Genomic DNA, 14,054 nt, shown 5'->3' with positions numbered 1-14,054 from the left:
CGGACGCAAACACGCACGCTCGCGGTTAAAGGTTGGCGGCCTGCTCGATGATGTTGACCAACACCCGGACGCCGACGCCGAGGGCGCGTTCGTCGAGATCGAAGGTCGGCTGGTGCAGGTCGAGCTGCGGGCCGACGCCGGGCCACACGCCGAGGCGCGCCATCGCTCCCGGCACCTCTTCGAGGTACCACGAGAAGTCTTCTCCGCCACCGGATTGCTTGGTGTCCGCCAGAGAGTCCGGGCCCAGCGCTTCGATGGCGTGAGTCATGATCCGGGTGGACAGTTCTTCGTTGACCACCGGCGGGACGCCGCGCCGGTACAGCACCGTGTGATCCACGTTGAGCGGCGCCAGCAGCGACGAAACGATCTCGCGGACAATCGATTCCATCTCGACCCAGGCGTCACGGCTGGCGGTGCGGATGGTCCCGGCGAGGGTTCCCGTCTGCGGAATGGCGTTCGACGCGAACCCGGCGTTCACCGCACCCCACACCATGACGGTGCTGTGCCGCGGATCGACCCGACGCGACAGGATGCCGGGCACCCCGGTGATCAACGTGCCGAGCGCGTAGACCAGATCGCCGGTCAGATGGGGGCGCGACGTGTGCCCGCCCGGCGAGTGCAGGGTGATCTCCATCTGGTCTGCGGCTGACGTGATCGGCCCCGGGATGGTGGCGACCTTGCCCACTTCCAGTCGCGGATCACAATGCAGCGCAAAGATTCTCGATACCCCGGCCAGAGCACCTGCAGAAATGGCGTCCAGTGCACCGCCGGGCATCAGCTCTTCGGCGGCCTGGAACACCAGGCGTACACCGACGGGCAGCGTCGGTGCGGACGCCAGCGCCAGCCCGGTACCCAGCAGCACCGCGGTATGGCCGTCGTGGCCGCAGGCGTGTGCCACATTGGGCGTCGTCGACGCGAACGGCAGGTCGGTGCGCTCGTCCATCGGCAGCGCATCCATGTCGGCACGCAGGGCGATCCGCGGCCGGTCCTCAGGACCGAAATCGCAAGTCAGACCGGTACCGCCGGGCAGAATCTTCGGGTTCAACCCGGCCTCGGCCAGTCGCGTCGCGACGAACTTGGTGGTCTCGAACTCCTGCCTGCCCAACTCCGGGTTGGCGTGCAGATGCCGCCGCCACCCGACCAGGTCACCGTAGTTCGTGGCCAGCCAACGCTCGGCGTGGTCCGAGAGGCTCATCCGCGCCCTGCCTTCACTTGTTGCTGAACCGCTGCCCGGTCCGCCATCTTCTGCAATACCCGGGCGCGCTCATCAGGCGACTGCGCCAGCGCAACCACGGTGCGCGCCAACATGATTGCGCCCTCGGTGACGGCCTTGTCCGCACTCGGCCCGGCCGCGGCCGCGGTGAACTCCGGTTGGTGGATCGACGCCCCGTTGGCCTCGATCCCGACCACCGGGTGGATACCCGGCATCACCTGCGTGACGTTGCCCATATCGGTACTGCCAAGGGGTACAGAGACTTCCAGGTCCATCGGCAGCGGGGTACGGCCCAGCCGCTCCATCTCGGCGCGGAACACCGCGGTCAACCACGGGTCGGGCGTCAGCGCGTCGTACCGGGGCGACACCTCGGTCACCTCGTGCGTGCAGCCCGCCGCCAGTGCGCCGGCCGCGAAGCAGGACAACATCCGCACTTCCAGCTCGTCCAGCGACGCCGAGTCGGTGGCCCGCATGGTGTACAGCAATTCCGTATGCGCCGGAATGACATTCGGGGCCTGACCGCCGTCGGTGACGATGCCGTGCATCATCTGGCCGGGCGTCAACTGTTGACGCAACAGCCCGATCGCGACCTGAGCGACCGTCACCGCGTCGGAGGCGTTGATACCCAGATACGGCGCGACGGCGGCATGCGACTCACGACCGCGGTAGGCCACCGACACCTCGGACAGCGCCAGGGAGCGTGCCCCCGCGATGTCCACCGGGCCGGGATGCAGCATCACTGATGCCGCGATGTCGTCGAACACTCCAGCGTTGAGCAACAATGCTTTTCCGCCGCCGGCTTCTTCGGCGGGCGTGCCGATCAAGGCCACAGTGATGCCGAGCTCGTCGGCGACCTCGGCCAGCGCCAGCGCCGTGCCGACCGCTGACGCGGCAATGATGTTGTGCCCACACGCATGTCCGATACCGGGCAGCGCGTCGTACTCGGCACAGATGCCGATCACCAGATCGCCACTGCCGTAGTCGGCGCGGAACGCGGTGTCCAGACCGCCGGCGGCCGCGGTGACCTCGAAGCCACGCTCAGCCACGAGTGCCTGGGTCTTGGCGCAACTGCGATGCTCGGCGAAGGCCAGTTCCGGCTCGGCGTGAATCGAGTGGGACAGTTCGATCAGATCGGCACGGTGACGCGCGACGGCATCGGTGACCGTCTGCAGTGCGTCGCCAGTGAGCATCATGGAAGTATCGCACCGGCCCGTTTGGGCGCAGCTGGCAACTAAGGTGGACGCCGTGACCGATCCGCAGGCCACCCCTGACTTCGCCGCCGCTCAGGCCGCCGCCGCCATCCGTGACCGCACCGGAATCCCGCACTTCGACGTGGCTGTCGTGCTGGGTTCGGGCTGGGCCCCCGCCGCCGCGGTGCTGGGCGAGCCGGCATCCGCCATCGCCATGGCTGACCTCCCCGGATTCACCCCGCCGACCGCGTCCGGACACGGCGGGCAGGCGCTGGCGCTGCAGGTCGGCGGCCGCAACGTGCTGGTCCTGTTGGGCCGCATCCACGCCTATGAGGGCCATGACCTGCGCCACGTGGTCCACCCGGTGCGCACTGCCATCGCGGCCGGTGCACGGACCGTGGTGCTGACCAACGCCGCCGGCGGCCTGCGCCCGGAGTACTCGGTCGGCCAGCCGGTGCTGATCAGTGACCACCTGAACCTGACGGCTCGGTCGCCCCTGGTGGGCGCGCAGTTCGTCGACCTGGTCGACGCCTACTCGCCGCGGCTGCGGGCCCTGGCCCGCGCGGTGGACCCGTCACTGACCGAGGGGGTGTACGCCGGACTGCCCGGCCCGCACTATGAGACGCCCGCCGAAATCCGGATGCTGCGCACCCTGGGCGCCGATCTGGTCGGCATGTCGACGGTGCACGAGACCATCGCGGCGCGCGCCGGCGGCGCCGAGGTCCTCGGCATCTCGATGGTGACCAATCTGGCCGCCGGCATGACCGGCGAGCCGCTGAGCCACGCCGAAGTGCTGGAGGCCGGACGCCAGTCCGCGACCCGGATGGGGACGCTGCTGGCCGAGGTGCTGGCGCGGCTGTGACCGTCACACCCCTGGCCTTCGGCACCGCCGGCCTTCGTGGCCCTATGCGCGAAGGCCTCGACGCCATGAACGTCACCACCGTCAGCCGGGCGACGTGGGCGGTGGCGAAGGTGCTCAAAGACCGTTGCCTGGGCGGGTCGACGGTCGTGGTCGGCCGCGACGCCCGGCACCACTCCGACGAATTCGCCACGGCGACGGCGGAAATCTTTGCCGCCGAGGGATTTTCCGTCGTTCTGCTCCCCCACCCGGCACCCACGCCCGTCGTCGCCTACGCGGTGCGCCAGCTCGATGCCGTTGCCGGCGTACAGATCACCGCCTCGCACAATCCACCGGCCGACAATGGCTACAAGGTTTACTTCGACGGCGGCATCCAGATCGTCCCCCCGACCGACAGCGACATCGAAACCGCGATGCGCCAGGCGCCGACGGACATCGCCCGGCAGCCGGTCACGCCCACCGATGACACCCTCATCGAGCGGTACGCGCGACAGGCCGGGTCACTGCGTAAGACCGAAGGCGACGTCCGGGTGGCACTGACCGCCATGCACGGCGTCGGAGGCGCGCTGGCAGTCGACGTCCTGAACCGAGCCGGCATCGCCACTATCCACACGGTGGCAACACAATTCGACCCCGACCCCGACTTTCCGACGGTCGAGTTCCCCAACCCCGAGGAACCCGGCGCCACCGACTTATTACTCGCGCTGGCTGCCGAGAATAACGCCGAAGTCGCCATCGCCCTTGACCCCGATGCCGACCGCTGCGCCGTGGGCATCCCGACCACTAGCGGTTGGCGCATGCTGTCTGGCAACGAAACCGGTTGGCTGCTGGGCGATTATCTGCTGTCGGACCTCGCCCCGAACCAAGCCAAAGTCACCGTCGTTGCCAGCTCGATCGTCTCGTCGCAGCTGCTCGCCAACATCGCCGCCGACTATGGGGCCCATCACGTCGAAACCCTCACCGGTTTCAAATGGCTGGCTCGCGCCGACCAGGATGTCCCGGGCGCCACGCTGCGCTATGCCTACGAAGAGGCCATCGGGCACTGCGTCGACCCTGACACCGTGCGCGACAAAGACGGCATCAGCGCGGCGGTGGTGTTCTGCGATCTGGTTGTGGCACTGCGCAATCAAGGCCAGACGGTCCAGGACCGATTGGACGCACTCGCTGCGAAACACGGCGTGCACGTCACCGGCGCGGTATCGGTGCACACCGATGCCGACGCGGTGATGGCCCGCCTGCGCGCCGAGCCACCAACCGAGATCGCCGGTATCGCTGTCAGCACCGAGGACTTGGCGCAGCTCCGGGGTCAACGCCGCACCGACGCGCTGATCTTCACCGGCGACGGCCTGCGGGTAGCGGTGCGCCCGTCGGGCACCGAACCAAAAGTCAAGGGCTACCTGGAGATCAGCAGACCGCCCGCTGCGGACGTATCTGCCTCGCGGACTGCCGCCGAATCAGAACTGGCGAGAATCAAAGCCGCTGTGACGGGCCTGCTGGCGCCACGTTGAGCGCTCGGCCTATTCACCTGACGCCCTCGCGCCGGAACCCGTCAGCATGTGTTGACATTGTCAACACATGCTGACGCCTCCCGATCGCAAGTGTTGCAGGAGAGGACGACACGCCGCCTCGCGCGACGCGCCCAACATCACCTTCAGCGCGGCCCGAACTGCCGATCCCCGGCATCGCCCAGGCCCGGCACGATGTAGGCGTCTGCGTTCAACGAAGCATCAATGGTGGCCGTGAACAGCCGCAACGACGGAACCGCCTTCTCCACCAACGCAATTCCCTCCGGTGCGCACACCACACACACGGCAGTGATGTCGTCGGCGCCGCGGTCGAGCAGCAACTGCAGCGTGTGAGCCATGGAACCGCCCGTGGCCAACATCGGGTCGAGCACCATCACCGGCCGGCCGCTCAGGTCGGCGGGCAGCGACTCCAGGTACGGCGTCGGTTGGTGCGTCGTCTCATCACGGGCCATACCGACGAAGCCGACCTGAGCCTCCGGAATCAGCGCGTGTGCCTGATCGACCATGCCCAGACCGGCCCGCAGCACCGGGACCAACAAGGGCGGGTTCGACAGTCGCGACCCGGTGGTCAGCGCCACCGGGGTCTGAACCGGCAGCTCGTCGCAGGCCAACGAGCGCGTGGCCTCGTAGACGAGCATCAGCGTCAGATCACGCAACGCCGCCCGGAACCCGGCGTTGTCAGTGCGCTCGTCGCGCAAGGTGGTCAGCCGCGCGGCGGCCAACGGATGATCGACGACCCGGACGTCCATGCGCGCCAACATTAGTGGAACCGAACGGGCCTGACGGCCGTCTTATCCACATGACCCGAAATCTGACGGCGGACCCGTCGGCTCTGAACGCCCTTGCCGCGGACTACCGCGGCCACAGCACCGAACTGGCGGCGCACGCCGCGGACCTGGCCGCCATCGCGGGACAGTTCGACGTGTTCGGCCCGGTCGGCGCGGCCTTCGCCGCCGCCCTGGCACAGGCCACGCACCACCAGGCCCAGCTGGCACACCGCCTCAGCGCGCACCTCGACACCGGCAGCGAGGCGGCCGTCGCCACCGCGGCCGGCTTCGTCGACGCCGACCACAGCGTTGGCGGCCGGATCGGCGCCTGGTGATGATCGGCTCACTGACATCCGCGCTGGCCGCCCCGATCCGTGAGGTGCAGGCCCTCCTGGGCCCCGGTTTCTCCGGCCCCGACCCGGCCGACGCCCTGCGCACGGTGCAGTCCGGGCTCGACGGCGTCGCCGCCGCGGCCGACAACGCGTGGCAGCAGACCCAAGGCCAGTGGACCGGCGCCGCCGCGGGCAGTGCGGGTCAGTTCGCGAATGCGGCCGTCACGGCCATCGTGGCGATGGCGATGACCGCCGGGCAGCTGAGCACCCACACGCAGCAGGCCGCTGCCGCGGTGACCAGGGCGCGCGAACGACTCGACACCATCCTGCGCAATTTCGAGACCAGAGCGGCCGAACTCGAAGCCACCCTGGAATCCCCCGCCGACGCCGCGGCGCTCATCGACGAAGCCAGCCGCGCGCTCGACGAGGCCATCACCGTCGTCGACGAGCTGCACACCGAACTCGCCGCGCAGGCCGAGCAGGTCACCGCCACGGCGAGCGTACCTCCGCCCCAGAACGGATCGCCTTGGGAGGCAAGTGGATCCGGCGCGGGCACCGGATCAGGTGCGGGCACCGGCGCGGGCATGAGCCTGCCGAGCCTGGGCTCGCCGACCGGTCAAGGCGCCGATTGGGCGAGTGGGCTCGCCGCGCCCGCGGCCCACGCCGCCCAGGCCGCACTCACCCACCGCCGGCCGCCCGACCCCGGGAAGTTCGGCGCCGGCGAAGCCGTCACGCTGCCCGACGGCAGCACCGCCACCGCGCCCAACAAGGTCGCGGCCGACGCGGTCCGCCACGCCCTCACCCAACTCGGCGTGCCCTACGTGTGGGGTGGCACGACGCCCGGCGTCGGACTGGACTGCAGCGGCCTGACGCAGTGGGCCTACCGCGAGGCCGGCCTCGACCTCCCGCGACTGGCGCAGGAGCAGGACATCGGCGCCGCCGTCGACCGCGGCTCGCTGCGCCCGGGCGATCTGGCGGTGTGGGACGGTCACGTCGCGATGATCGTGGGAGAAAACGTCATGATCGAGGCAGGCGACCCCGTCCAGCTGTCCCCGATCCGCACCACCAACCTCGATCAGGGTTTCCACGGCTTCTTCCGCCCGACCGCATGACCACCGAATGACGGCAGCATGACCACCGCCGAATACGACGACGCGATGGCACGTGCGCGCACGACGCTGGCGGTGCTCAAACGCGCGGCCGCGGAACTGTCCACCCCGGGGCGGGACCCCGACGCCGCGGCCACCGTCCTCCGCCATCTACGCGACGACCTGTACCGACCCGACGCCCCCAGCATGGCCCCAGCCGCACGTCGATAGGCTGTGCCGCATGGCTGCTGACATCGTGCCGGTTCGGCTCGGTTTGACCCATGGCGATCTGTACACCCTGTGGGCGCCGTTGTGGCGTGACTCGGACGACGAGTGGGAAGCGTTCCTCGGCGACGACGACGCCCTCTTCGGGTTCGACTCCGTCGCTGACCTGGCCGCCTTCGTGCGGACCAACACCGACAACGACCTCGCTGACCACCCCAAGTGGCAGGCGCTCGGTGAGGCCAACGCCCACCGCCTGAACCCGGACGAGAGCCACCTGCACGACCTGGTCGGCGTGCCGGAACTGGTCGCCGAGAAGCCCACCGACGAGTCCGTCACCTCGCTGCGGCGCACGCTCCAGGTGGTCGGCGCGCTCGGCTCGGTGTGCGATCTGATCGCGGTGGCGAAGTTCTTCAACGGCAACCCCGTGTTGTCGACGCTCGGTGGCGGCGCCGAGGCCTACTCGGGCCGCGCCGGCCGCAAGCGCTGGGCGGACATCGAGGCCGCCGTCGGCCGCAGCTGGGATCACGTGCTCGACGCCATCGACGAGCTGGTGACCACCCCCGAGGTCGACGCCACGGCGGCGGCCAAGGCCCAGGCCGAGCTCGACGAGCCCGCACCTGAGCCCGAGGAAGACGAACTCGACGAGGCCGAAGCGGCAGCCGAGGACTCCGAAGACGAGGTCATCGAGGGCGAGGTCGACACGGACTCCGAGGAGGCGGCCCTCACCGTCCAGGCGGAGCGCCAGCTGCTCGGCAGCGACGAGGACTTCTGGGAGCGCGTCGGCATCGACCCGATCCGCATCATGACCAAGGGCGGCACCTTCTACACGCTGCGGTGCTACTACAACGACCAGCCGCGGTTCCTCGGCCGTAACGGCCGCATCAGCGTGTTCGGCTCGGAGCGCACCCTGGCCCGCTACCTGGCCGACGAGCACGAGAGCGACCTGTCCAGCTTCGAGGCCTACGCAGACATCCGCACGGCGGCCACCGACGGCTCGCTGCAGATCCGCGTCACCGAGGACAACGTCTACGTGCTCAGCGGGCTGTCCGACGACATCTCCGACGGCCCCGACGCCGTCGACCGCGAGCAGCTGGACCTGGCGGTCGAGTTCGCCCGCGACGTCTGCGACTACGCCGACGACGGCACCGCCGACAAGGCCCTGACCACGAGCCAGCCGCTGGGCAAGTTCGTCGGCCACGTGCTCGAGCCCGAGACCGTCGGCGCCCCGTCGAAGCCGTACGCCGAGGCCGTCGCCCAGTGGGAGACCCTCGAGCGCTTCGTCGAGTCCCGACTCCGCCAGGAGTAGTCCAGACGGCGATGAGTTCCGGGGACGCCACCGGTCTGCACTGACATGACCCAGACCGGCACCCAGCCCATCGTCCGAAATCTCGCTGTACCCGGCGCGACCCTGCACTATGAGGTGCGCGGCAGCGGGCCGGTGCTCGCCGTCATCGGTTCCCCGATGACGGCGTCCGAGTTCGCTCTCGTCGCCGACGCGCTGGCCGCCGACCACACCGTCGTGACGTACGACCCACGCGGGCTCGGCGCCAGCCCCATCGACGATCCCGCACAGGACTCGACGCCAGAGCTGCGGGCCGCCGACGTCGCCGCGATCCTCGATGACCTCGGCGCCGGTCCGGCCGACGTGTTCGGCTCCAGCGGCGGCGCGGTGACCGGTCTGGCGCTGGCCACGAAGTACCCCGGCTGGGTGCGGACACTGGTCGCGCACGAGCCACCGCTGCTGGAACTGCTGCCCGCATCGGAAGCCTCCAAGCAGCGCGCGGCGACGCAGGACATCATCGCCACCTTCCACAGCGACGGGCCCGGCGCGGCGATGGCGAAGTTCATGGCCACGGCGGGCTTCGATCAGTCCGAGGACGGGGCTCCCGTGCAGCCGGGACCGCCCTCGCCCGACGAGATGACCAAGCAACTCGCCGACCTGGCCCGGTTCTTCAACCACGAATTGCTGTGCACCACAACGTATGTGCCGGACCTCGACGCGTTGATAGCAAGCCGGGTCATCGTCGGCATCGGCGCCGATTCCGAGCATCTCATCACCCACGGCACCTCGATGGCGCTGTGCCACCTGCTGGGTGTCGAGCCCGTCATCTTCCCCGGCGATCACGGCGGGTTCATGAGCGCGCCCAACGAGTTCGCGGCCGCACTGAGGGCCGTTCTGCCCGACTGAAAATCCCAGGTCACCCGGCCACCACGCACACTCCCAGCCGACACCCGGCACAACCGCGTTGCAATATTAGTTAGCAAGGCGTAAGAATTTCCCAAGAATCCGCTGAGTCAGCGGAGCCGCCTGCCGAGGGCAAGACAGGCAGCAGCCTGATCGTCGGGGTTTCGGTCAGCGGGTTGAGCGGAAGGTGGTCGGGTGCGGTCGTTTTCGATGGGGCGCCTGGTGAAGAAGGTCTGGATACCGCTTCTTCTGGTGGTCGTGCTGGCGGTGTCGGGCCTGGTGGTGTCGCGCCTGCACGCGAAGTTCGGGTCCGAGAACCTGAATGCCCATGCCGGTGCGGGGATCGAGATCGTCCAGTTCAACCCCAAGGTCGTCGTGTACGAGGTCTACGGACCACCCGGGAGCTCGGCCGACATCAGCTACTTCGATCCGGACGCCAACGTGCACTCGGTCACCGCGACACTGCCGTGGTCGGTCACCCTGTCCACCACGCTGCCGACGGTCAGCGCGAACTTGATGGCCCGCAGCGACGGTGAGCAGAGCAGCGACCACATCGGTTGCCGCGTCACCGTCAACGGCACCGTCCGTGAAGAGAAGTCCGCCGATGGCGTCAATGCCCAGACCTACTGCTTGGTGAAGTCCGCATGACCGAAACACTTGAGACCCAGCACAGCACGACAGCCAAGCGGCCCAAGTTCGCCCATGCGCTGCGCATCCTGTCGGTGCCGATCATCCTGTTCTGGATCGCGATCGCCGTTCTGGTGAACGTGATCGCACCGCCGCTGGAGGTCGTCGGCGAGCTGCACGCCGCGCCGATGGCGCCCGAGGACGCCCCGTCGATGCACGCGATGAAGTTGATGGGCAGCAACTTCAAGGAGTTCAACTCCAACAGCACGATCATGGTCGTCGTCGAGGGCAAGGAGCCGCTCGGCCCGGACGCCCACAAGTACTACGACGAGATCATCCGCAAGCTACAGCAGGATCCCGAGCACATCCAGCACATCCAGGATTTCTGGGGTGACACGCTGACGGCGGCCGGCGCGCAGAGCGCCGACGGCAAGGCGTCCTACGTGATGATCAACCTCGCCGGCGAGCAGGGCATGACACTCGCCAACGAAGGCGTGGACGCCGTCCGCAAGGTGATCGAGGAGACCAAGGCCCCACCGGGGGTCCAGGCCCACGTCGCCGGTCCCGCCGCACTGACCGACGACATGCACGTCATCGGCAACGCGAGCCTGATCATGATCACGCTGATCACCCTCGCCGCGATCGCCGGCATGCTGCTGGTGGTCTACCGCTCGGTCCGGACCACCCTGGTCCAGCTGTTCCTGACGTTCCTGGCGCTGCTGACCGCTCGGGGCGTGGTGGCGGTGCTCGCCACCCACGACGTGTTCGGGTTGACGACCTTCGCGGGCAACATCCTGACGATGCTGGCGATCGCCGCCGCCACCGACTACGGCATCTTCATCTTCGGCCGGTACCGCGAAGACCGCGGCATCGGGCTGGACCGGGACGACTCGTACTACGCCACCTTCAAGTCCGTCGCGCCCGTGATCGTGGGTTCCGGACTGACCATCGCCGGCGCGACGTACTGCCTGAGCTTCTGCCGCCTGCCCTACTTCACCACCATGGGCGCTCCGGTCGCGATCGGCATGCTCGTCGTGGTGGCGATCTCGGTCACGCTCGGCCCGGCCGTCCTGTACCTCGGCAGCCGAGTCGGCATGTACGAGTCCAAGCGGCCACCGCAGAGTCGGTTCTGGCGGCGCATCGGCACGGCCGTGGTGCGTTGGCCCGCACCGATTCTGATGGCGAGCCTGTTCGTCGTGCTGGTCGGCGTCGTCGCCATCCCCGGCTACAAGCCGGCCTACAACGACCGCTACTACCTGCCCGACGACGCCCCGGTCAACATCGGCTTCGCCGCCGCCGACCGGCACTTCACGCAGGCCCGGATGAACCCCGACATCCTGATGGTCGAGTCCACCCACGACATGCGCAACCCGGCCGACATGCTGGTGCTGAACAAGATTTCGAGCAACGTGATGCACACCGACGGCATCGCGATGGTGCAGAGCATCACCCGGCCGCTGGGCATTCCCATCCAGCACAGCTCGATTCCGTTCCAGACGAGCGTCTCGGGCCAGACCAGCAACATGAACCTGCCGTTCCAGCGCAAGCAGCTGGAGGACCAGCTCCGGATGGTCGACGCCACCAACGTGTCGATCAGCATCCTGGAGAAGCAGTACGCACTGTCGCTCGAGCAGACCAAGCTGACCCAGGACTCGGCCGCCAAGTCCCAAGCGCTCCTGGAGGTCACCGAGGAGATGCGCAACAACATCGCGAACTTCGATGACCAGTTCCGGCCGATGCGCAACTACTTCTACTGGGAACCGCACTGCTTCGACATCCCGATGTGCGCCGCGGTGCGCTCGGTATTCGATTCCCTCGACGGCATCGACGAGCTGACCGACCGGACCGGCGACGTCCAGGTCAACACTGACAAGCTGGCCGACCTGGCACCGAAGCTGACGGCGCTGCTCCCCCAGACCATCGCGTCGATGAAGACCAGCAGGGACCTGTCGCTGGCGTCGTACAACTCGCAGAAGGCCCTCATCGACCAGATGCAGGCCATGAACGACACCGCGCTGTCGATGGGTGCCGCCTTCGACGGCGCCAAGAACGACGACCTGTTCTACCTGCCGCCCGAGGCCTTCCAGAACCCGGACTTCCAGCGCGGGCTGAAGATGTTCATGTCGCCGGACGGCAAGTCCGCGCGCATGTTCATCACCCACCAGACCGACCCGGCGACCGTCGACGGGATCAACCGCGTCGAGTCCGAACGCAAGGCCGCGCAGGACGCCTTGAAGATGTCGTCGCTGTCGGACGCCAAGATCTACCTCGGCGGCGTCGCGGCGACGTACAGGGACATGGCCGACGGCGCCCGCTACGACCTGATGATCGCCGTCATCTCCTCGCTGACGCTGATCTTCATGATCATGCTCATCCTGACCCGCAGCGCCGTCGCGGCGTTGACCATCGTCGGCACCGCGGGCAGTTCCATCGCCGCGTCGTTCGGCATCTCGGTGCTGATCTGGCAAGACCTGTTCGGCATCCAGGTGCAGTGGCTGGTCATGCTGATGTCGGTCATCATCCTGTTGGCCGTCGGCTCGGACTACAACCTGCTGCTGGTCTCCCGATTCCAGGACGAGATCCACGCCGGCCTCAAGACCGGCATCATCCGGTCCATGGCCGGCACCGGCGGCGTCGTCACCTCGGCCGGACTGGTGTTCGCGGCCACCATGGCCGGCATGATGGCCAGCAAGCTGATCGTGCTGGCGCAGATGGGTTCGACCATCGCCATCGGCCTGCTGATCGACACCTTCATCGTGCGGTCGCTGCTGATGCCGTCGATCGCGGTGCTGCTCGGCCGCTGGTTCTGGTGGCCGCAGGTGGTCCATCCGCGGGGCAAGTACAACTTCGAGAAGTTCGTGCCCAAGTCGTTCCAGCAGGCGCAGCAGCCCGCGCCGGCAGGTGCGGCAGCCGGGCGGTCTGGCTTCGTCGACGACACCCCGACGGACAGCTACCCGACGAGCACGGCGTAACGCGGTTTGATGACGTCGTCGATGATCGCCAGCCGCTCATCGAACGGGATGAAGGCCGACTTCATGGCGTTGATCGTGAACCGCTGCAAGTCGGTCCAGCCGTAGCCGAACGCCTCCACCAGGTGCGCCATCTCCTGGGTCATGGTGGTGTCGCTCATCAGGCGGTTGTCGGTGTTGACGGTGACGCGGAAGCGAAGCCGGGCCAACCGGTCGAACGGGTGCTCGGCGATGCTCGTCGCGGCGCCGGTCTGCACATTGCTGCTCGGGCACATCTCCAGCGGAATTCGCTTGTCCCGCACGATGTTCGCCACCCGGCCGAGCCGGAAGGCACCGTCCGGCCCGGCTTCGATGTCGTCGACGATGCGCACCCCGTGGCCCAGCCGGTCGGCGCCGCAGTAGGCGATGGCCTCGTGGATGGACGGCAGACCGAAGGCCTCACCGGCGTGAATCGTGAAGCGCGCGTTGTTGCCCCGCATGTATTCGAAGGCGTCGAGGTGGCGGGTCGGAGGGTAGCCGGCCTCGGCACCGGCGATGTCGAACCCGACCACGCCGCGGTCGCGGAACCGGATGGCCAACTCGGCGATCTCACGGGACCGGGCGGCATGCCGCATCGCGGTGACCAGGCACCGGACCGTCGCTGCCTGCCCTGCGGCTGCTGCGGCCTTCTCCCCGTCCGCGAACCCGGCCAGTACCGCGTCGACGACCTCGTCCAGCACCAGACCGTCGGCGATGTGCAGCTCGGGCGCGAACCGGACCTCGGCGTAGACGACGTTGTCGGCGGCAAGATCCTCGACGCACTCATAGGCGACGCGGTACAGCGCGTCGGTGCTCTGCATGACGCCGACGGTGTGTGCGAACGGCTCGAGGTAGCGGACCAGCGAGCCGCTGTGCGCCTGGGTGCGGAACCACATCGCCAGTTCATCGACGTCCATGGTGGGCAGGTCGCCGTAGCCGCTCTGCTCGGCCAGCTCCACCACTGTGGCGGGGCGCAGGCCGCCGTCGAGGTGATCGTGCAACAGGGCTTTCGGTGCTTGCTTGATCTGATCCAGAGTCAGGGTCATGCGTCCATC

The 14,054-nt window shown here is 68.3% G+C and carries 13 protein-coding genes; 9 read left to right on the top strand and 4 right to left on the bottom strand.

The features are described 5' to 3' along the window. Positions 1–25 precede the first annotated feature (25 nt). Together A7G45_RS14340 and A7G45_RS14335 are read right to left on the bottom strand one after the other, a co-directional pair. Positions 26–1,195 carry a M20 family metallopeptidase gene (locus A7G45_RS14340; RefSeq protein ID WP_260937835.1) on the bottom strand — a complete coding sequence of 390 codons (1,170 nt, stop codon included), beginning with the start codon at positions 1,193–1,195 and terminating at the stop codon, positions 26–28. Continuing rightward, the gene (locus tag A7G45_RS14335) at positions 1,192–2,403 is read right to left on the bottom strand and encodes a M20 family metallopeptidase (protein WP_260937833.1); all 1,212 of its coding nucleotides are present in this window, start codon (positions 2,401–2,403) and stop codon (positions 1,192–1,194) included. The genes A7G45_RS14340 and A7G45_RS14335 overlap by 4 nt, the downstream gene beginning before the upstream one ends. A gap of 1 nt (position 2,404) precedes the next feature. On the opposite strand from A7G45_RS14335, the gene A7G45_RS14330 reads away from it, so the two are divergent. Together A7G45_RS14330 and A7G45_RS14325 are read left to right on the top strand one after the other, a co-directional pair. Beyond that, the gene (locus A7G45_RS14330) at positions 2,405–3,265 is read left to right on the top strand and encodes a purine-nucleoside phosphorylase (protein WP_276555219.1); all 861 of its coding nucleotides are present in this window, start codon (positions 2,405–2,407) and stop codon (positions 3,263–3,265) included. Beyond that, on the top strand, positions 3,262–4,770 hold the full coding sequence (locus A7G45_RS14325; RefSeq protein WP_260937829.1) for a phospho-sugar mutase: 1,509 nt from the start codon (positions 3,262–3,264) through the stop codon (positions 4,768–4,770). The genes A7G45_RS14330 and A7G45_RS14325 overlap by 4 nt, the downstream gene beginning before the upstream one ends. Positions 4,771–4,913: 143 nt before the next feature. Here A7G45_RS14325 and upp read toward each other — a convergent pair whose 3' ends face one another. After that, the gene (gene upp, locus A7G45_RS14320; protein WP_260937827.1) at positions 4,914–5,537 is read right to left on the bottom strand and encodes a uracil phosphoribosyltransferase; all 624 of its coding nucleotides are present in this window, start codon (positions 5,535–5,537) and stop codon (positions 4,914–4,916) included. A 50-nt stretch (positions 5,538–5,587) separates the two neighbouring features. Here upp and A7G45_RS14315 point away from each other — a divergent pair, with 50 nt between their 5' ends. The 7 genes from A7G45_RS14315 to A7G45_RS14285 all read left to right on the top strand — a co-directional run bounded on the left by A7G45_RS14315 (position 5,588) and on the right by A7G45_RS14285 (position 12,984). Then, positions 5,588–5,890 (top strand): type VII secretion target, encoded by a 303-nt coding sequence (locus A7G45_RS14315; protein ID WP_260937826.1) that lies wholly within the window; start codon positions 5,588–5,590, stop codon positions 5,888–5,890. After that, positions 5,890–6,999 (top strand): C40 family peptidase, encoded by a 1,110-nt coding sequence (locus tag A7G45_RS14310; RefSeq protein ID WP_260937825.1) that lies wholly within the window; start codon positions 5,890–5,892, stop codon positions 6,997–6,999. Before A7G45_RS14315 ends, A7G45_RS14310 begins: the two co-directional genes overlap by 1 nt. Before the next feature lie 18 nt (positions 7,000–7,017). Next, positions 7,018–7,206: a hypothetical protein gene (locus A7G45_RS14305; RefSeq protein WP_260937823.1), complete on the top strand. Its 189-nt coding sequence runs from the start codon at positions 7,018–7,020 to the stop codon at positions 7,204–7,206. 10 nt (positions 7,207–7,216) lie between these two features. Continuing rightward, positions 7,217–8,506 (top strand): protein export chaperone SatS, encoded by a 1,290-nt coding sequence (gene satS, locus A7G45_RS14300; RefSeq protein WP_260937822.1) that lies wholly within the window; start codon positions 7,217–7,219, stop codon positions 8,504–8,506. Positions 8,507–8,551: 45 nt separating this feature from the next. Continuing rightward, the gene (locus A7G45_RS14295; RefSeq protein WP_260937819.1) at positions 8,552–9,388 is read left to right on the top strand and encodes an alpha/beta fold hydrolase; all 837 of its coding nucleotides are present in this window, start codon (positions 8,552–8,554) and stop codon (positions 9,386–9,388) included. Between the two features lie 207 nt (positions 9,389–9,595). Further along, positions 9,596–10,033 (top strand): MmpS family transport accessory protein, encoded by a 438-nt coding sequence (locus A7G45_RS14290; protein WP_043986731.1) that lies wholly within the window; start codon positions 9,596–9,598, stop codon positions 10,031–10,033. Beyond that, a complete protein-coding gene (locus A7G45_RS14285; RefSeq protein WP_260937817.1) occupies positions 10,030–12,984 on the top strand; it encodes an MMPL/RND family transporter in 2,955 nt (984 codons plus the stop codon). Before A7G45_RS14290 ends, A7G45_RS14285 begins: the two co-directional genes overlap by 4 nt. Here A7G45_RS14285 and A7G45_RS14280 read toward each other — a convergent pair. Further along, complete coding sequence (locus A7G45_RS14280) at positions 12,963–14,045, bottom strand: adenosine deaminase (protein ID WP_260937815.1); 1,083 nt, start codon at positions 14,043–14,045, stop codon at positions 12,963–12,965. The two genes, A7G45_RS14285 and A7G45_RS14280, sit on opposite strands and share 22 nt — an antisense overlap. Positions 14,046–14,054 lie beyond the last annotated feature (9 nt).

Source organism: Mycolicibacterium llatzerense, from assembly GCF_025331195.1.
Classification (GTDB): domain Bacteria; phylum Actinomycetota; class Actinomycetes; order Mycobacteriales; family Mycobacteriaceae; genus Mycobacterium; species Mycobacterium llatzerense.
Note: the sequence above shows the minus strand (reverse complement) of the source record. Positions and strands in the feature narration are given on the sequence as shown.